Genomic DNA, 19,918 nt, shown 5'->3' with positions numbered 1-19,918 from the left:
CAGCCAACCGTAAACAGTAAACTGAATACCGTAAACTGACAACTTTAACAAATCATGAATCAATCCATTGGCATTGACCTAGGCGGTACGCGTATCAAAGGCGTACTCATTGATACACGTACCGGCGAGGTTTTAGAAAAACGAATCACGCCAACCAACGATGGTGAAACGAATAGCTGGAAATCGGTTATTGCCCAGACCGTGCTAGACCTGAAAGCCGCAGCCAACGAACCCATCCTGGGAGTAGGGTTAGCAGCACCTGGCCTTCCTACCGTCGATAATTCAGCGATTGCATGTATGCCGGGTCGATTACCGGGCCTGGAAGGTTTCGCCTGGGCCGACTTCCTGAACGAACGTGTCTGGGTCCTGAACGATGCCCATGCCGCATTAATGGCCGAAGCCCGTTTTGGGGCAGCCCGCAACGTCGCCAACGCAGCCATGCTGACCCTGGGAACGGGCGTTGGCGGTGGACTGCTTGTCAATGGCCAATTATATCAGGGCTTTTTCCAGATGGCAGGACACCTCGGCCACATGTCCGTCGATGCCGACAGCGACCAGCTCGATGTTACCCACGCACCCGGCAGTCTGGAGGATGCTATTGGCAACGTGACCGTTGGCCGACGCTCGTATGGCCGCTACCAGAGTACGCATGAACTCCTGGATGGCTACGTACAGGGTGAGCCGGTGGCCACACTCGTCTGGCTAACCTCCGTACGCCGGTTGGCAGTGGCTTTGGCTTCCATAGCCAATTCGTTTTCGCCTGAACTGATCGTGTTAGGCGGGGGAATCACGCAGGCCAATGACGCCCTGTTCACCCCTTTACAAACCTTTATGGACTTATTCGAATGGCGACCCAGCGGAAAAAAAACAACCATTTGTAAAGCCCATTTTGAAGATTGGGCCGGTGCTATTGGAGCAGCTGCCTGTTTTCATAACTAATTGTTTGCAGTTTGTAGTTCGACGTTTGAAGTTAGCTGTCGCAAAAGCAACTGTATGGTCAGTAAACGTCGAACTACAAACTGCAAACCTCAACCAACAACCCATGTCCCTCACCTCCCAATACATTCAAAAATCCAGAGCGATTCTGGATACTGTTGAGCAACAATCAGACGCTATTCAGCAAGCTGCACAGTGGTTTAGTCAGACGATTCTGGCTGGGCGTATGGTGCATTTGTTTGGTAGCGGCCACAGCCGAATTATGGTTGAAGAAATGTGGCCCCGCTATGGCTCATTTCCCGGCTTTAATCCCATTGTCGAACTATCCCTCTCCTTTCACAATCTGGTAGTGGGCGCAAATGGCCAGCGACAGGCTATGTTCCTGGAAAATGTACCGGGGCTGGCGCAGCGCATTCTCCGGAACTATGATCTTTCGGAGCAGGATTCGGCCCTTGTCATTTCGTCCAGCGGTTGCAATGTCGTTCCCATCGAAATGGCGGAGTTGTTTCAGAAACAGGGCGTGAAAGTGGTGGCCCTGATCACAAAACAACATGCTGATAACAGTACCAGCAAACGGGCCGATGGCAAAAAACTAAGTGACTTTGCCGACTTGGTGCTGGACACGGGTGCAGCAATGGGTGATGCTATGGTCACCGTTCCGGGATTGGATACGCCTGTTGCGCCGGGCTCAACGGTTGGCGGGGCCGTAGTGGTCAACTGCCTAAAGGCCGAAGTGGCTGGTTTACTTACTCAGGCAGGTTTCCCCCCCAAGGTGTTATCAGCCGCAAATGTAGTAGGTGCCGAACGGGCCGTTTCCCTGTTTGAAAGCGCCTATGATGAACACGCCCATCGGCTGGCAAAGCTCTACGAACGGGTAGGGATACCATCTTATGTTAGTGAACCAGGTAAGCCATAGAAACAGCTACAAGGTTTAGATTGAACGGGCAATTAGTTCCGACTCACATGCCGTATGACTTGTTTTAACTGATCGTAATCTGACCCATTAACAAAAGCGGCTATGTTCCCGGCCTTGTCAATCACAATAAAACTCGGGATACTAGCCACTTGAAATTTTCGATTAAAACTATACGAATCCGGAATCGGCATAAATGGTAGCGTTTGAGTAGCCATCACATTCGCTATCTCTTCCTTCGACTCTCGTAAAATGCCTAATGAAATGAGGCCATTATCTGATTGATATGGCCGTATCACATCGGCAAATTGGTTTGCCTGACTAGGCCCCCAGAACGGTTTACTCAAACTGACCCAAAAACTAAGGATAACCACATGCCCTTTCAAGTCGGTTGATCGGTACACCTTGTCATCTATACCCGTCATGACAAATAAAGGGATGGGGTCGCCCACTTTGGGCTGTAATGTGGAGTCTAGTTCATTGTAAAAAATGTGGGTTTCCCGTTCTTCCGCCGTCGTTGGCCGAATCATATAGGCACTGGCTTTACCATACTCATCAAATACGGGCATCATATGGTAGCCATATGGGTCCTTCTGCATTAATTGCCGATACGCCTGATAGGAAATCTGTTTGCCGGTAGTCTTGTCAACGATTTTCGTGCTCTCGTCGATGCGTACCTCCTGCCGAATGCCCGCCTTTTCTTTTCTTACATCCGACTGGGCTACGGTTGAAAAGCAAATCAATGCCTGAACAGCCGCGATAAAAACGACTATGGAAACGTTTTTCATAACGGGTGAATATAGTGCTGAGATGACTCAAAGTAAGGAGATCACCCTTTTTGACGCAAGCACCCGCTTACATTTAACAATAAACTAATGCAGATGGCTACTGAAGTAAATGTCAATCCCTATTTCCGTGCTGATATAATAACGCCTTCCAGGGCTGGATCAGCAGGCGTTTTTAGCGTGTAGCCAGGAGGCACTACAAAAATACCAGGACCGCCCCGTACTGATCGTTCGTAGAAGGCATTCCCTTCTATCCGGCATTCATAAAGCTGAGGAGCGGAGGTTGCAGCTGTAAGTTGAAAAGTGCCGTTCGTCTCGCTAACACCAACATCTTTTATGTGAATTTGTGACCCAGCCTCGCCAATTGTTTTGTAGACACTCCCGATCCTGACCGAGTCAGGCCCTTTACGATCAACAATGATATAGAACTCACTGACACCAAGCTTATTGATCCCCTTGCTTGTGTAGAGTGTATCTCCATTGAGTACATAGGACTGAATTACATACTTACCAGCAGCACGAGCGGCCACATCATTTGGTGTAGTATCCTGTGGTTTACAGCTTAAAAGTCCTGAAAAGCACAACAGTAAAAGCAGTTTTCCCATAGAGCTGAGCGTTTATTCAGTTAACGCATGAGCAATTTATTTCATACAAATGCCCATGTATTTAGTTAAATAAACAGTAATCTTCTCAATGATCTATACGATTGGGCCTTCTTCATCAAATCTGACCAATCTCTTACCAGAAAAACGTCAGACTCAACCTTGCAAAAAACGGGGTGCCGGGGGTAAAGTGAATTTCATCGACGGGAGCGGCTTCCCCTTTCAGGCGGCTCTCGGTGGCAAACTGGGTTTCTTTCCAGCGCGTGTTGAACAGGTTCTGTACCGATAAACCGAGCGTGTAGTTTCGTCGGGCGTAGTTGGCCTGCATATCCGTTACGAAATAGCCCTGGGCTACAATCGAGTTGTCTTCGTTAGCCGGGCGATTAGCTATGTACCGATAACGCAACGAGCCACTGAATCCATGATGCGTTTGCACCGACAAGCCACCCGTTGAGGTAAACGTTGGTGCCAGAGGCAGGTAGTTTTGTCCAGCTTCGGCGTCGAGGGAACGGGGTTTCGCCGTGTTCAGGTCCAGATCGGCGTATAGAATTTTACTGATCTGGTAGCGAACCGACAGATCGACTCCCGCCCGACGCGACCGGCCACTTGGTTCCACTACACCTTCATCGCCAACATACACAAACTCCTGCTGCAGCCACAAATACCAGGCAGCTGCGTTGATGAGCAGTTTTGGAACGGGTTTAAAAATAACCCCCAGGTCGGAGCCATAGGCAGCGGGCAAAATCTCCCGGCCGTTTTGAGCCGTTACCACCCGCGCATCGTTGGAGTGAAACCCCTTACCTGTATTGAGGTAAAGCTGAAGTCGAGGATTCAGGGTATAGTACAAATTCAGCTTGGGTGATACAATGGCCTGCGTAGCACGTTTGATTGTTGCAGATGCTGCGAGCAAATCCTCATACTGGCTCCGAAAATAATCGACTCGAACACCGGCATTGACCGTAAAGCGGGCCGAAACCTGAATCAATTCATCCGCGTAGAGAGCCGCGTTGATTTCATTAATATTCCCAAATTTGAGTTGATTCAGGGTTTCAACGCGATTTTTCGTGTGCGACAGTTCAGTATGGTAGGTGATATCCTGCCGATACTGCGCCCCCAAAGTTGTGGTCCAGTGGCTGTTGCCGATATTAGTTTCGGTGGAATAGCTGCCGTTGTAGCCAAACAGATTTCGGTGCTCTTTCTGACGAATCTGATCGCCATTGACGGTATCTTCCTTGAAAAACGTAAAGTTGGAATATAGCTCAAAATTGTAGTTGCTGTAGAACAACTGATTCTTGATGACATGATTCCGGGGCGTAACTGTTACGAGTTGCGCATTGACATTTGTCCGGCTGGTTTCCCCTCCTTCACTTGGGTCAATGGAGCCGAAGAAATCCGTTAGCCCAGACGCTACCGCCCGGTCAGGAATTTGTCCCGAGTGATTCCATTTACTCCAGAAGGTCGAGCCGGTTAACGTCAGGTTGGTGTTGGCCGCCAGGTGGCCGTGGTACTTACCAACCACATTCAATCGTTTGAAATTCTGCGGATTATCGAAATACGAATTGGTATACGAATACTCCGATGCCAGATAGGCGGACTGATTTTTAACTCTACCTTTTTGGCCTAACAAATCCAGTCCCGCCACCGCACGGTACGTATCATACTGCCCGGCTTCGAGTTTCACAAACGAACGATCGAGGGCCGTCTTTGTCCGAAAATCAACCCAACCGGCAGTTGTCAGATTACCCTTATCCGCACGGTACGGCCCTTTTTTAAAATCAACCCCTTCAACTAATTCAGGAATGACAAAATGGAGATCAGCATAACCCTGCCCGTGGGCATGCGACACCATATTCACGGGCATACCATCAACCGTCAGGCGGATATCGGTACCGTGATCGAGATCGAAGCCGCGCAGGAAGATCTGTTCAGCTTTCCCCCCACCCGCGTGCTGACCAATAAACAGCCCCGGTACCATCCGCAAAATCTCCTGCGAATTGGTAATGGGCCTTAGTTTAATATCCAGACTACTAATCAGTTGCTGATCGTGTGCCCGTTGCGACGAGACCACGACTTCGCTCAGTTCTACAGAAGCCGTAGCCAGCAGGGTATTGACCGTAACTGTCTGATCGTCCAGCACCGTCACTTCAACTACCTGCGTTTTAAACCCCACATGCGACAGTTCAACTTTGTAAGGAGCAGCCACCAGACCATCGAAGCGATACTGGCCCAGCTCATTGGTGACCGTTGCTTTGCCGAGTCCGGTAAGCTGTACGGTTACCCCCGGCAAAGGTAGATTCGTCGCCTGGTCATATACCTTCCCGGCCAGATTGCCGAGGTGCGCATAGGCCTGGATACTAACCAGAATCACGATCAGAAAGGAAAGAAAAGGTTTCATACTACCTGCAAACTTACGATGCATTACGTAATCATACATACTTGTTTCCAAGGTCTGTATCCTCCCAGACCATGCGTTATTAACACCCTACAACGTAAACTTCGGGTTGGTTTTCCGGGCGGTTGCCACTAGTTTATCCCGCTGACCAGCGTTACCCAGCGCCAGCTCAATAGCGCCAGCCTCTTGTAACAATTCCGGGTCTTTACTGCCTGTACGCAAGGCTATCTGCATATGTTGCTGTGCATTTTTAAGATCATGCTGATTGAAATAAACCCAGGCCAGTGCATGATTCACGTCAATGTTTTTAGGCCGCTTCCTGTACTCGATCAATCCGTATTTTTTTGCCGAATCTAGCTGGCCCGATTTTGTGTAGAGTTTACAGAGTTCGAGGTCAACAGCGTGACCAGAACGGGCATCTTCATCCAGCATCTTTGCTACCTCCACGTATTTCTTTTTGGCTTTTTCCTGATCACCCTGCAAGGCATAGATCTCGGCCATCTGCTCATGGAAGGAGAATTCGGGCATGATCTTAGCTGCTTTTTCCAGCGTGGCCAGCGCCAGAGGGTATTCCTTCCGGGCTTTCAGAATCCGGGCTTTTCCGGCCAACGCAAAGGCATAGCTGGGCCGCATCACCAGAATGCCATCGTACTGTTTTTCGGCGTTGTCCAGCTGGCCGGTTGTTTCGTACAGATGGCCGAGGATATTTTTGCTCCAGCACTGAGGCTCTGAACCCGGCAAGCCAGCCTGAACGGCCAGTTTCATAGCCTCAATCGAACTGGGGTAACTTCCGTAGATCTCCCGCAGGTACGAAGCCCGTGAGTACGATTCCAAAGAGGGCTTCAACGCCTGCATCTTATCCGACATCGCCACGGCTTCTTCATAATTACCCAGTTCCACATTGGCATCGACCAGTACGCCATACACATAGGCGTTGTTTGGGTTAATCTGACGGGCTTTTTCGGCCAGCTCACGGGCTTCAGCAAACTGGTGCTGCGACATTTTCACCGATGCCTTAAAGGTGGTAGCCTCAAAGTTCTTCGGGTCCATAGCCAGTACGCCGTCCAGAATTTTCAGGATAGCCGGGTAATAATAAGGGTGTTCACCCGTAATCCGCGCTTCCGACAGATAGATCACGGCGATCTGTAATCGGGGCTTTACGTCATTGGGTTCTTTGCGGATTTTCCCGTTCAGGTCCGCAACTTTTTCTTTGGTTCGCTGCCATTCAACGGCAGAAGCCAACTCACCCCGGCGCTCGAACAAAGGGGGAATGTCCATGGTCGAGCTAACTTCGGTCGATGCCGTTTCCTTCGCTTTTTTTGAGCAGCTAAACTGCAAGAAGATCAGGAAAGCGAGTAAAACAAGTCCTAAGGCGGGCATGAGTCGGTTGACGAATAAGGTATAGAGTTGCATAAGGGTAGAGTTTTTTAGGTTTGTAGGTTGAGGTTTGAGGTTTAAAGTTTGAGGTCTGAAGTTGGTTAACATAGGTAATACGATCGCGTCAGCCAACTTCAAACCTCAAACTTTAAACCTCAAACTCATAACGATTACTGCCGAACCATCTTGATAATCTTCCGTTCGGTTGGGGTTATTACCTGCAGGAAGTACAGGCCCGGCTGCTCGCCTAAACGGACGGTATGGCGTTCAACACTGCCCGCCTGGTTGATCGTCTGCTGGCCCATTGACTGACCCTGGCTATTAATGACACCCAGTTTCAGTACCTGTCCTTCAGCGCCCGTCACTTCAACCGTTATGTCGCTATTGGCGGTCGGGTTTCCCAGTACACGTACCAGCAGGGGTGACACTTTTTCGGTAGCAGCAATACGGCCTGCTGATTTCGTTTGGTCTGGACCCACATAGCCCCGACCAATAAACCCTCTCCAGGGGTCCTGCACAAATGGGAAACCAGCCTTCAGCGTTGTATCATTTTTGACAACACCCGCATTGAAACTAAGCACTTTGCCTAAGCTTGCCGTTACGGGCGACTGACCGGGTACAAAATCATCGTACCACAACCCAATAGCCGCCAGCACAACACCACCCACCGCCTGCAACTCAATGGTGGTCACGTCATCCTCTAACCGGCGACCGTTGGGAAAGCCGTCCATGTTGGGAATGAACTGAAGGTTCGGATTGGCATAAGTGGCATCGGTCAAGCCCAACACGGCTGCCTTCACCAGGCCCAGCGAACTGAAGTTGGGGTCGTTGCGGGGGGTAGCGGGCACGGCCATGTTCAGCCGCAGCATATCACCCAAGGTAGGCAGGAAGTTGTGAATGAAGGGTTTACCGGCTGCCAGAGGATTGCCTGCTTTTCCCGTCGCCAGTTGATAGGGCTTCAGGTTAGGCACCCCTGTATAGAAAATAGGCAGCAAGTCAACCGCTCGTGGGCTGGCATTGTCAGGCAGTAACACTTTACCGAAAGCGGCTTCGGCCAGGGCTGTTCCATCCAGGGCAGCATTGCCTTTGAGCCCAAACAAACCAGGCTTGCCATTGCGGAAGTCAAATGAACCCAATGATTTCGACTGAATACGGAGTGCCGACAAACCGGGAACGGCCGCACCAAACTGCGAATCGTCCATGTAGAGGGCTAATTCAGGATTGGTAAAGTACTTGGCAAACTGCAGATCATTGCCACCATAGGGGGTAAACGAGTTCCACTTGTCTTTCAAGCCAATAGGAATAACCGCTTCGTTGGTCAGGGGCATGCCCAAACGGGAGACCTGTACCCAGCCACCATCGTAGCCTACATCGCCACCGTTATAAATGGTTTTGATCTGACGACGGCTCGACGAAGCCCACACACCAACTACATAGTCAGGGTCCAGAATATTAGCAGCCTGTGCTACCGTTTTGCCATTCTTTTGCAACATGGAAACGGGCACTTCAATGGCAATTGTATGGCAGTTAAAATGGTACAACGCATCCCGCGCCTGCGCTGTAGACCGGAAGTTTCCGACATCGAAGATGCCGCCCAGATCAACGAAGAAGGGATCATCGATTGGTCCGCAGAAAATCCGCTCTCCTGTCGAGGATGTCGTGATTGCCTTGGTTGCCAGTTCATTGTACGATGCAGCGCCCAAACCAACGGCTTTATCTTCAATGGAACGAGGCCCAATATTTGCGGGTGGCACTACGCCATTGCTCACAATTGTCGTCCAGCTCTGGCCCCCATTGGTACTGCGTTCGCAGATGTAGGTTGTCTTTTGATTTTGCTTACCTAATCGGATATTAAAGAAGGTAGTTGGGTCCTCGTTTTTGATCGAGAACGTAAACCGGTACGTAATATCATCGCCGGGTGTAGCCGCATTGTTCTTGACGTGAATTTCATACCGGATGTTCTCCCCGAAGGTGTACCAGTTAGGCCCACCAGCTGGATCTTCAAACGGGATGTAGTTAGCGATCAGCACTATTTTTTCCGCGTCGGTTGGGCTTTTGAACGCATATACGTCGGTATTGTCGGCCAATGGATCGCTGGAAATTAACGGGGCTTCGCGGTGCGACGATGCCAGCAGCTGACTATAGGGCATATACGTCAGTACCGCCGTCAGCAAAATGAGAAGTATCTTTTTCATGATTGTTGCTAGATGGTTGACGTGATTAGAATTTAGTCACTTTGGTATAGTTAAGACCACGCCAGGGTGTTTGCACGTAGGGGAAGCTAGTTTTCAGCGTCGTGTCATTTTTGGTAACGCCCGCGCTAAACTTCAGCACGTTCCCTAAATTGGCCGTTACGGGCGACTGACCGGGTACAAAATCGTCGTACCACAACCCAATGGCCGCCAGCACCACACCACCCACCGCCTGCAACTCAATGGTGGTCACGTCATCCTCTAACCGGCGACCATTGGGAAAGCCATCCATGTTGGGAATGAACTGAAGGTTCGGATTGGCATAAGTGGCATCGGTCAAGCCCAACACGGCTGCCTTCACCAACCCCAGCGAACTGAAGTTGGGGTCGTTACGGGGGGTAGCGGGCACGGCCATGTTCAGCCGCAGCATATCACCCAGGGTAGGCAGGAAGTTGTGAATGAAGGGTTTACCGGCTGCCAGAGGATTACCTGCTTTTCCCGTCGCCAGTTGATAGGGCTTCAGGTTAGGCACCCCTGTATAGAAAATAGGCAGCAAGTCAACCGCCCGTGGGCTCGTTGCATTGGGCAACAAAACACCGCCAAAAGCGGCTTCGGCCAGGGCTGTTCCATCCAGGGCAGCATTGCCTTTAAGACCAAACAAACCAGGCTTGCCATTGCGGAAGTCAAACGAACCCAATGATTTCGATTGGATTCGGAGTGCTTTTAATGACGGAACGGCTCCACCAAACTGTGAATCGTCCATGTAGAGGGCCAGCTCTGGGTTCGTGAAATAGGGCGCAAACTGCAGATCATTGCCCCCATACGGCGTGAGCGTATTCCACTTGTCTTTCATACCGATGGGTATCACCGCTTCATTGGTCAGAGGCATTCCCAGGCGCGATACCTGTACGTATTCGCCATCAAAGCCTACATCGCCACCGTTGTAGAGCGTTTTGATTTTCTGACGACTTGCTGAGGCCCATACCCCAATCACAAAGTCAGGATCAAGAATGGTGGTTGCCTGCGAAACGCTCTTGCCATCTTTCTGCAACAGACTGACCGGAATTTTCAGGGCAATCGAATGCACGTTGTAGCGGGCCAGTCCATCTTTCGGTGCATTGACCGGGTTGCCATCGGGTCGGAAGTTACCCACGTCGAAGGCTCCGGCCAGGTCAACGAAGAAGGGATCATCAGCGGGACCGCAAAAGACTTTCTCGCCCGATGAAGCCGTAGCAATGGACTGTTCAATGAGTTCGTTATACGATTTACCTAAACCAAGACCCGGTGTGTCGATAGAGCGTGGCCCGATGTTATAAGCGGGTACTACGCCGTTACTAACGATTGCCATAAAAGGGCCGCCGTTCACACTTTTTTCGCAGACGAAGGTCGTTTTCAGGTTTTGCTTACCCAGGCGGATGTTGAAAAACGTGCTTGGGTCTTCGTTGTTGCGGGAAAACGTAAATCGATACGTAATGTCGTCGGTTGCGGTATTCGCCTTGTTTTTAATGTGAATCTCATACCGAATCCGTTCGCCAAAGGTGTAATAGTTCGGGCCGCCATCGGGCAACTGAAACGGAATGTAGTTCGCAATGATCGTAATTGTGTTCGGGTCGTCAGGACTTTTGAACGCATACACATCGGTATTATCAGCCAGCGGATCGTTGGAAATCAGCGGGGCTTCACGGTGACTGGAGGCATACCCTCCAATCGTTAGCAGCATCAGAGCACCACTCAGAAGTAAACTCCTAAGTCGGCCAGAGCACAAAGGAAACGTGCGCATAGATTTTTTGTGTTTAAACGTGAAAAAATTATAAAAAAGGGCAATAAATTCTGAGGACAGGCAACAGCTTCCCTTACCAAGCCAGGCGCTTGTCAGGAGCATCAGGTTGTACTAAGAGCGTTGAGAGAGTGGACGATTAATGCCGAAAAATAGGACCTGGAGAAACGAGTCTCTCAGGCAGAAAGCAGGAACAAAAACGCTGAAAGTCAGGTAGATGGGCGTATATGTTTTTTATTTCATTTTAGAATGGTTAGAGTATTTTTGCTTAGTTGAACGTATATACTCCTAATGTCTGGAAATAGTTTTAGTGGTATTTCACTTTATGAAAATAGTAATATGTAATTAGAAAAACTTTTCAAATGAAAGTATTTTAATGTAGTCCATTAAGACATCATCCTGGTCGCCTTCTATCGCAAGAATAACATCAATCAAAAAGGCCTCTGTTGTCGAAAAAGGGGCTTTTTAGGTCGTATTTGGATTCCCTTCGAAGCTCATTTTTACCCATTTTCGGACAGAATCTACCTTAAAAAAAGCCCGGAATAACCTATTAAATCTGGCAACTGTTGCTCGTTTTTAAATCCAGGTACTAGTCATATTACGTTAGTACAAACAGATATGAACGCAAAAATTCATTACTCAACACCATTGTTATGACTATAGAAACCACTAATCAATTTGATTACCTGATCAGCGGCTCATTATGAAGTACCTTCTGGTATCCATTCAAGGTAAACTGACTAGTCATGCTTGAATGTCTTGCCCCATTAGCTGGTTTCAGTCTGGTAAAATCATAAGTTAACTTCCTGGAAACAACATCCACTCTACCTTCCCAAACGAAGAGTATCAGGCTACCTTTTTTCTTCTAAAAACATAAACCCAATTCATTACATATGGGAACCCGATCCCAGGGCGATATTAAAACCAAGCTTCTCGCAGCCGCTTTGTATTTATTTAACCGATTCGGCTTCGTAAGCGTCCGGCTTCAGCACATTGCCGACGAAGCTGGTGTTAGTGTTGGTAATCTGGCCTATCATTTCAACACAAAAGATGCCCTGGTTGAGGCTCTTTATCAATCCATTCAACTCGCTCAGGAAAAATTACTGTCCGATTTACGCCACCATCCACTCTTCAGCAGCCTGGATCAGTATATCAGAAACACGTTCAGTTTACAACAACAATACAGCTTCTTTTTCACGGATACGCTAGAGTTAATGCGGGCTTTTCCCAGCCTGAAACAAGCGCACAGAAAGCACCTTGACTGGCAAACCAGACAGGTTGACTGGCTCTTAACATTTAGCTCGGCCAGAGGTGCTTTACGAATTCCAGTAGCCCCTGACTCTTCAGTACTGTTAGCTCACCGATGTATGCTGTTAACAGAGAGCTGGGTGAATTTCGAGCGGATGCGGGGCATTGGTGCCCATGAGCTAACAATAACTAACTATCGTCTTGCCGTTTGGTCGGTATTGAGTCCCTACTTTACCACAAAAGGTATGCTGGAGTTTAAGCATCTCAATTCTCAATAACTAGTGTACAGCGTGTTTAAAGAAAGGGCGACATACGCCATATCTGGGAGATATGGCGTATGTCGCCCTTTCTTTAAACACGGTTAAGACACCCCACAACTCATCCAGTAACAAGACACGAATGCACCAGTATTTTTACTCAGTTTTCTCCTCCTGCTACACGCATTTTCCTTGACATTCACCTGTATACAAACAAAACTGGCTCAGGGGCTGTCTTACCAATCTGTTACCAGTATTTATAGAAGATAACGAAGATTATATTTGAATTAAGGGGTTATTAAAAATTATATTCTCCCTGCATACCCATTCATAAAATCCAATAAATTATATTGACTTCAGATCTGATCTATATCCATTGGCTCAGTTTTCAGGCAAAATCAAACACCCCTAAACTAACTCGTACAAAATCCCCAATCAATCCATCAACAATGCGTTATTCTACTTATTCATTCCTGGTTATGCTGCTGGTCAGTTTGAGCACAGCAATGGCTCAGACACTCCCCTCTCCCAAGGAACATTTCGGGTTCGACATCGGCGATGATTACCAGCTCGCGACCTACACCCAAACCGAAGCCTACGTTAAGAAGGTAGCTGCTGCTTCTGACCGGACCAAACTGATGGACATCGGCCTGACCGAAGAAGGTCGTCATCAGTTCATGCTGATCGTTTCGTCGCCAGCAAACTTAAAAAACCTGGCGCGCTACCAGGAGATTTCGCAGAAAATGGCCCGTGCAGAAGGTCTCTCCGATGATCAGGCGCGTACGCTGGCGAATGAAGGCAAAGCCGTTGTCTGGATTGACGGTGGTCTACACGCAACCGAAACCGTTGGTACGCATCAGCTCATCGAAACCATCTATCAACTGGTGAGCCGCAAGGACCCCGAAACCATGCGCATTCTGGATAATACCATTATCCTGCTGACGCACGCCAACCCCGACGGACAGGAAATCGTATCGAACTGGTACATGCGCGAACCTAAACCAGAAAAACGGTCGCTGGATAACCTGCCCCGGCTGTATGAGAAATACGCTGGTCACGACAACAACCGCGATTTCTTTATCATGAACCTGAAGGAAACCCAAAACATTGGCCGTCAATTGTTTGTCGAGTGGTTTCCGCAGATCATGTATAACCACCACCAGGCGGGCCCAGCGGGTTCTGTACTGGCGGGTCCTCCTTACCGCGATCCGTTCAACTACGTTTTTGATCCGTTGATGGTAACGGGTATTGATGCACTGGGTGCCGCGATGATCAACCGGATGAATGTTGAGAACAAACCAGGCTATACTCGTTTGGGTGGTTCTGTTTTCTCGACCTGGTACAACGGTGGTCTGCGCACAACGACGCACTTCCACAACATGATCGGGTTGCTTACCGAAATCATCGGGAATCCAACGCCCGAAGAGGTTCCTCTGGTCCCTAGTCGCCTGATCCCTAATGGAAATACGCCGTTCCCGGTTACTCCCCAAAAATGGCATTTCAAACAGTCGATCGAGTATTCAGTATCACTCAACTACGCGGTACTGAACTATGCCTCCCGCTATCGCGACGAATTGTTGTTCAACATCTATAAGATGGGTAAAAACTCCATCGACCGGGGCAGCAAAGATTACTGGGGCCTTTCGCCAAAGAAAATCGACGCGATCAACCACGCGTTTCAGACAGACCCGAAGAAACCAACCTCTACGTCTGCAAACGCGGCTCTGGCGCAGTACGGATTTATTCCGCGCGGAGGGGGCATGCCGGTTAAATACTTCGATACGATCATGAAGGCCCCTGTCCTGCGCGATCCTCGTGGGTTCATCATTCCAGCCAATCAACCTGATTTCGCAACGGCCGTTAAGTTTGTCAATGCGTTGATTCGTACCGGTATCCAGATTCAGCAAGCCACCGCCGACTTTACGGTAGCGGGCAAAAAGTACCCTGCCGGTTCGTACGTCGTGAAAGCCGATCAGGCATTCCGTCCGCACTTACTCGACATGTTCGAGCCACAGGATCACCCCAACGATTTCCAGTATCCGGGTGGCCCTCCGGTTCGCCCGTATGATGCAGCTGGCTGGACACTGGCGTACACCATGAATGTTCAGTTCGACCGAATTTTAGACGCGTTCGATGGTCCATTCAAGAAACTGCCCTATGGCGAACTTCAGTCGCCGGAAGGGCATGTTGTTGGAACGGCGGGTGGCGGTTATATCCTCAGTGCCAAAGCCAACAACTCCTTCATTGCCGTCAATGACCTGCTGGCTTCGGGTGTCGATGTATTCCGTCTGCCCAATGGCGTGGGCGGTAAATCGACGGTAGAGTCGGGGGCGTTCTTTGTGCCCGCTTCAGCCAAAGCCAAGTCGCTGTTAGATAAATCGGCGAAAGATCTGGGCCTTGAAGTAACGGGCGTTGCCAAAAAGCCAACGAGTTCGATGACGAAAGTATCGCCCATGCGGATTGCGTTGTGGGATACTTACGGCGGTTCGATGCCATCCGGTTGGGTGCGCTTCCTGATGGAACAGTACCACTTCCCAATGAAAGTGATTTATCCTGCCGATATCGATGCGGGTGATTTAAAGAAGAAATTTGATGTCATCATATTCGTAACACGGGCTATTCCACCCGCTACGGGCGCCGATAACGACATTTTCAGAGGTCTGGAACGTGAGCCAAAAGAAGAAAGCACACCGGCTGAATACCGTCCGTGGTTAGGCAAAATCACGGCAACCAAGTCGATTCCGCAAATCAAAGCCTTCCTGGAAGCGGGTGGATCGGTGGTAACGATTGGCACCAGCACCAACCTGGCCTATCACCTAAAATTGCCCGTTAAAAATGCATTGACCGAAATGACGGCTGCGGGCACGGAGCGTCCTTTGCCAAACGAGAAATACTACATTCCAGGCAGCGTTCTACGGGTAAATCTGGACTCGACTCAACACGCCACCTGGGGTATGCCTACACTGACCGACGTCTATTTCGATGCGAGTCCGGTGTTTAAAATTGCGCCTGAAGCCATCGCCAAAGGCATTGTGACCCCACTCGCCTGGTTTGACACCAACAAGCCGCTTCGTAGTGGCTGGGCCTGGGGACAATCGTATCTGCAGGATGGCGTAGCCGCCTTTATGGCACCTGTTGGATCGGGCAAGTTCTATGCGTTCGGACCCGAAATCACCTTCCGGGCACAGGCACAAGGCACTTTCAAACTGCTCTTCAACCAGCTTTACGGCTCCGGCAAGAGCGGATCGCAAGGCAGCGATGTTGTTAGCGAGTAAGTACTCGCTGAACTAAAGAAAATTACACTTCCTCAATAACTAAAAACTGGTAACCGCGTCCGGTGTCACATTCAATTCAGATGTGGTGCAGGGCGCGGTTTACTTTTGGGGTCGTTTGTCGTGATGTCGGTTTCTTAAAACCGACACGCGAGGTTTCTCAAAACCTATTGTATCTGATGCATAATGTTCTCACGAGGTTTTGAGAAACCTCATGTGTCAGATTTAAGAATCTGACACCACGGCAAAACCGACATCACAGCAAACCACACCAATCTATATTTTTCCCTTCATCATTTCCTCTCCTCCATCATGACCAGACTTTTCCAACTCCTTAGCCTGCTCCTGCTGCTCAGCCGAATAGCGGGACAGGCGCAGACAATCCCGTCGCCCAAAGAGCATTTCGGATTCAACATTGGCGACGATTATCAGCTATCAAACTACACCCAGACTGAAGCCTATTTCAAGAAACTGGCAGCTTCGGATCGGACCAAGCTGGTCGATATTGGCCTGACGGCAGAAGGTCGGCATCAGTACATGCTGATCGTTACCTCGCCCGAGAATCAGAAAAAACTGGCTCGCTATCAGGAGATTTCCCAGAAACTCGCCCGCGCTGAAGGGCTCTCTGAGGAACAGGCACGGGCGCTGGCGAACGAAGGCAAAGCCGTTGTCTGGATTGACGGTGGACTCCACTCGACGGAAACTGTGGGCACCATGCAGCTCATTGAAACGGCCTGGCAGTTAGTGAGCCGCAAAGATCCCGAAACGTTGCGCATTCTGGACAACGTTGTTATTCTGCTCACCCACGCAAATCCAGATGGGCATGAACTCGTTGGGAACTGGTACATGCGCGAGCCGAAGCCAGAAAAACGGTCGCAGGAGTTTCTGCCCAGGCTGTACCAGAAGTACATCGGCCACGACAATAACCGCGATTTCTTCATCATGAACCAGCGGGAGACGCAGAACATCGGTCGTCAGTTGTTTGTCGAGTGGAATCCCCAGATTCTGTATAACCACCACCAGCGTGGGCCAACGGGAACCGTACTGGCAGGCCCTCCCCTCCGCGATCCGTTCAACTATGTGCTCGATCCGCTCACGGTAACGGGCATGGATGCGCTGGGATCGGCCATGATCAACCGGCTGAATACGGAAAACAAACCCGGTTATACACGACTGACAGGCACGCCCTATTCGAACTGGTTCAATGGGGGATTACGCTCAACGACCCTTTTTCACAACATGATTGGCCTCTTGACGGAGATCATTGGCAACCCAACGCCGGAAGTAATTCCGCTGGTACCTGACCGATTGATTCCCAATGTGAACTCGCCTTTTCCAATAACCCCGCAGCCCTGGCATTTCAAGCAATCCATCGACTATTCCCTATCGCTCAACTACGCGGTTCTCGACTATGCCGCCCGCCAGCGGGATCAACTGCTGTATGGAATTTACCGGATGGGTAAAAACTCTATCGAGCGGGGAAGCAAAGATGCCTGGACCCTCTATCCAAAACGAATTAATTCCATTACCCCGAGCTATCAGACCGACCAACGCAAAAGCAGCCCCGCCGGTAGAGGGGCCAGCGAGCTATCCTCGCGCGTCAGTGAAATCCCGACAGCTTATTACGATACCCTGGTAAAGGGGCCGCTGTTACGCGATCCTCGTGGATTTATTATTCCCGCCAATCAACCTGATTTCGCCACGGCCGTTACGTTCATCAACGCCCTGATCAAAAATGGCATCCAGGTCCAGCAAGCCACCGCCGACTTCACGGTAGCGGGGAAGAACTATCCGGGTGGTTCGTACGTGGTAAAAACGGATCAGGCCTTCCGCCCGCATGTCCTCGACATGTTTGAGCCCCAGGATTACCCCAACGATTTCCAGTATCCAGGTGGCCCTCCGGTTCGCCCGTATGATGCAGCTGGCTGGACACTGGCGTACACCATGAATGTTCAGTTCGACCGAATTTTAGATGCGTTCGATGGTCCCTTCAAGAAACTGCCCTATGGCGAACTCCAGCCGCCGGAAGGGCATGTTGTTGGAACGGCGGGTGGCGGTTATATCCTCAGTGCCAAAGCCAACAACTCCTTCATTGCCGTCAATGACCTGCTGGCTTCGGGTGTCGATGTATTCCGTCTGCCCAATGGCGTGGGCGGTAAATCGACGGTCGAGTCGGGGGCGTTTTTTGTGCCTGCTTCAGCCAAAGCCAAGTCGCTGTTAGATAAATCGGCGAAAGATCTGGGCCTTGAAGTAACAGGCGTTGCCAAAAAGCCAATGAGTTCGATGTCGAAAGTATCGCCCATGCGAATTGCGTTGTGGGATACCTACGGCGGTTCGATGCCATCCGGTTGGGTGCGTTGGTTGATGGAACAATACCATTTCCCCATGAACGTCATCTTCCCGCAGGACATCGACGCTGGTGAGTTGAAGCAAAAATTCGATGTGATCGTGTTTGTGAGTCAGGCCATTCCAGCCGTTAGTCGGGAGAATGAACCGTCGGGTTTTAGTGCCCGACGAGAACCAAAACCCGACGAGATACCAGAGGAGTATCGCCCCTGGCTAGGTCGGATCAGCGCGGCCAAATCCATTCCGCAACTCAAGACCTTCCTGGAAGCGGGTGGAACAGTAGTTACTATTGGTAGTAGCACCAATCTGGCGTATCACTTAAAATTGCCGGTTAAAAACGCGCTGACCGAAATGACCAGCGCTGGGCAGGAACGGCCCTTGCCAAACGAAAAATTCTACATTCCGGGCAGTGTTTTGCGGGTCCGTTTAGATTCGACTCAGCACGCTACCTGGGGCATGTCCACGCTGACCGATGTGTATTTCGATGCCAGTCCAGTGTTCAAAATTGCGCCTGAAGCCATTGCTAAAGGCATCGTGACTCCGCTGGCCTGGTTTGACACCAGCAAGCCCTTACGCAGTGGTTGGGCCTGGGGACAGTCGTATTTGCTGGATGGTGTGGCGGCCTTCATGGCACCCGTGGGTGCGGGTCGATTCTATGCGTTCGGTCCTGAAATCACCTTTCGTGGGCAAACCCAGGGCACCTTTAAATTACTCTTCAACCAGTTGTACAGCATTGGCAAAGCGGGTCCGCAAAGTGGCCAGACTGTAAGTGAGTGATGTACTGACAATCAGGCGAATCTGAAAAATTCCGGTAAACATATAATCGACATAGATGCTTATCTGTTTGCCGGAATTTTTGCGCCATAGTGTCGGTTTTAAGAAACCGTTCCGCCGTTCTCGCTTGGCTATTTTGTAAAAACCAATATAGCATTTATTAGAAAGCCCTAACACACAGATACCACTGAAAGTCCTCAAACAACCCTAATGGAAATCAAACTACACCAACTAAACGAACTTAACATTCCTGAAGTGATTTCAGAATCTATTGTCATTGATAATACTCAGGACGCGGTCGATTTGTTAGGCAATATATATTACCAGGGTTTTGACAATATCATTGTTCATCAGAAAAACATCACGCCAGATTTTTTTGATTTGAAAACGGGAATAGCGGGTGAAATACTTCAGAAATTCTCAAATTATCGAGTTCGTTTAGCCATAGTTGGCGATTTTAGTAGTTATTCGAGTAAAAGCATACAGGATTTTATGTTTGAAAGTAATAAGCTCGGGCAAATTAACTTTGTCGAATCAGAAGCCGAAGCTATAGATCGGTTGTCAAAAAAATAACCCCTTATTCACTTACCGCCATGAAATCCCACTTCGAGCTTAGCGATGAGTTGTTTGCCGAGCAATTCAAGTCCTGCCGGTTAGATCCAGCTATTTTCAGTCATGAGGCTCACTTGCGATTAGCCTGGATACACATACACCAATACGGTGTTGATACCGCAATCGAAACCATTTGCGAGCAGTTAGTGGCTTTCGTTGACGCACTCGGTGCACGCGATAAATACAATAAAACGCTGACGATTGCGGCCATCCGAGCTGTCAATCATTTTATGAACAAATCGGATGCGAATAACTTCTACGATTTCATCCAACAATTCCCCCGATTAAACTACAATTTCAGGGAGTTGATTTCGGCTCACTATCAAGTGGATATCTACAAGTCTGAGCTTGCCAAACGGGAGTACCTGGAACCAGATTTATTGCCCTTTTCGTAGAGATTCAACACAGAGGCACGGAGAACACAGATTTTATTTA

At 49.6% G+C, this 19,918-nt stretch carries 13 protein-coding genes; 7 read left to right on the top strand and 6 right to left on the bottom strand.

All coding sequences use genetic code 11. The features are described 5' to 3' along the window. The first annotated feature begins 54 nt into the window (after nucleotides 1–54). Entirely contained in the window at nucleotides 55–939 is an 885-nt protein-coding gene (locus tag ACYVGO_RS00505) for an ROK family protein (RefSeq protein WP_142774029.1), read from the top strand. 103 nt (nucleotides 940–1,042) lie between these two features. After that, on the top strand, nucleotides 1,043–1,852 hold the full coding sequence (locus ACYVGO_RS00500; RefSeq protein ID WP_460966728.1) for a sugar isomerase domain-containing protein: 810 nt from the start codon (nucleotides 1,043–1,045) through the stop codon (nucleotides 1,850–1,852). 32 nt (nucleotides 1,853–1,884) lie between these two features. Here ACYVGO_RS00500 and ACYVGO_RS00495 read toward each other — a convergent pair whose 3' ends face one another. From ACYVGO_RS00495 to ACYVGO_RS00470, 6 genes are all read right to left on the bottom strand, one after another. Continuing rightward, complete coding sequence (locus ACYVGO_RS00495; RefSeq protein ID WP_460966726.1) at nucleotides 1,885–2,637, bottom strand: TlpA family protein disulfide reductase; 753 nt, start codon at nucleotides 2,635–2,637, stop codon at nucleotides 1,885–1,887. Between the two features lie 119 nt (nucleotides 2,638–2,756). Further along, nucleotides 2,757–3,239: a hypothetical protein gene (locus ACYVGO_RS00490; protein WP_460966724.1), complete on the bottom strand. Its 483-nt coding sequence runs from the start codon at nucleotides 3,237–3,239 to the stop codon at nucleotides 2,757–2,759. A 133-nt stretch (nucleotides 3,240–3,372) separates the two neighbouring features. After that, entirely contained in the window at nucleotides 3,373–5,631 is a 2,259-nt protein-coding gene (locus ACYVGO_RS00485) for a TonB-dependent receptor (RefSeq protein ID WP_460966722.1), read from the bottom strand. An 87-nt stretch (nucleotides 5,632–5,718) separates the two neighbouring features. Then, nucleotides 5,719–7,041, bottom strand: a complete 1,323-nt coding sequence (locus tag ACYVGO_RS00480; protein ID WP_460966720.1) for a tetratricopeptide repeat protein — start codon at nucleotides 7,039–7,041, stop codon at nucleotides 5,719–5,721. Nucleotides 7,042–7,175: 134 nt separating this feature from the next. After that, a complete protein-coding gene (locus ACYVGO_RS00475; RefSeq protein WP_460966718.1) occupies nucleotides 7,176–9,200 on the bottom strand; it encodes a DUF4331 family protein in 2,025 nt (674 codons plus the stop codon). A 25-nt stretch (nucleotides 9,201–9,225) separates the two neighbouring features. Beyond that, the gene (locus tag ACYVGO_RS00470; protein WP_460966935.1) at nucleotides 9,226–10,917 is read right to left on the bottom strand and encodes a DUF4331 domain-containing protein; all 1,692 of its coding nucleotides are present in this window, start codon (nucleotides 10,915–10,917) and stop codon (nucleotides 9,226–9,228) included. A gap of 950 nt (nucleotides 10,918–11,867) precedes the next feature. On the opposite strand from ACYVGO_RS00470, the gene ACYVGO_RS00465 reads away from it, so the two are divergent. The 5 genes from ACYVGO_RS00465 (at nucleotide 11,868) to ACYVGO_RS00445 (ending at nucleotide 19,878) form a co-directional block, all read left to right on the top strand. Next, on the top strand, nucleotides 11,868–12,500 hold the full coding sequence (locus tag ACYVGO_RS00465; protein ID WP_142774036.1) for a TetR/AcrR family transcriptional regulator: 633 nt from the start codon (nucleotides 11,868–11,870) through the stop codon (nucleotides 12,498–12,500). Nucleotides 12,501–12,928: 428 nt separating this feature from the next. Continuing rightward, nucleotides 12,929–15,754 (top strand): M14 family metallopeptidase, encoded by a 2,826-nt coding sequence (locus ACYVGO_RS00460; RefSeq protein ID WP_460966715.1) that lies wholly within the window; start codon nucleotides 12,929–12,931, stop codon nucleotides 15,752–15,754. Between the two features lie 309 nt (nucleotides 15,755–16,063). Beyond that, nucleotides 16,064–18,874, top strand: coding sequence for a M14 family metallopeptidase (locus tag ACYVGO_RS00455; RefSeq protein ID WP_460966713.1), 2,811 nt, complete (start codon nucleotides 16,064–16,066; stop codon nucleotides 18,872–18,874). A 207-nt stretch (nucleotides 18,875–19,081) separates the two neighbouring features. Continuing rightward, on the top strand, nucleotides 19,082–19,444 hold the full coding sequence (locus tag ACYVGO_RS00450) for a DUF4180 domain-containing protein (protein ID WP_460966711.1): 363 nt from the start codon (nucleotides 19,082–19,084) through the stop codon (nucleotides 19,442–19,444). Between the two features lie 20 nt (nucleotides 19,445–19,464). After that, the gene (locus ACYVGO_RS00445; protein WP_460966709.1) at nucleotides 19,465–19,878 is read left to right on the top strand and encodes a hypothetical protein; all 414 of its coding nucleotides are present in this window, start codon (nucleotides 19,465–19,467) and stop codon (nucleotides 19,876–19,878) included. Nucleotides 19,879–19,918: the final 40 nt, after the last annotated feature.

The sequence above is a fragment of the Spirosoma migulaei genome, from assembly GCF_054776855.1.
The sequence above is the reverse complement of the archived record's forward strand: the minus strand, read 5'-3'. Positions and strand labels throughout refer to the sequence as shown.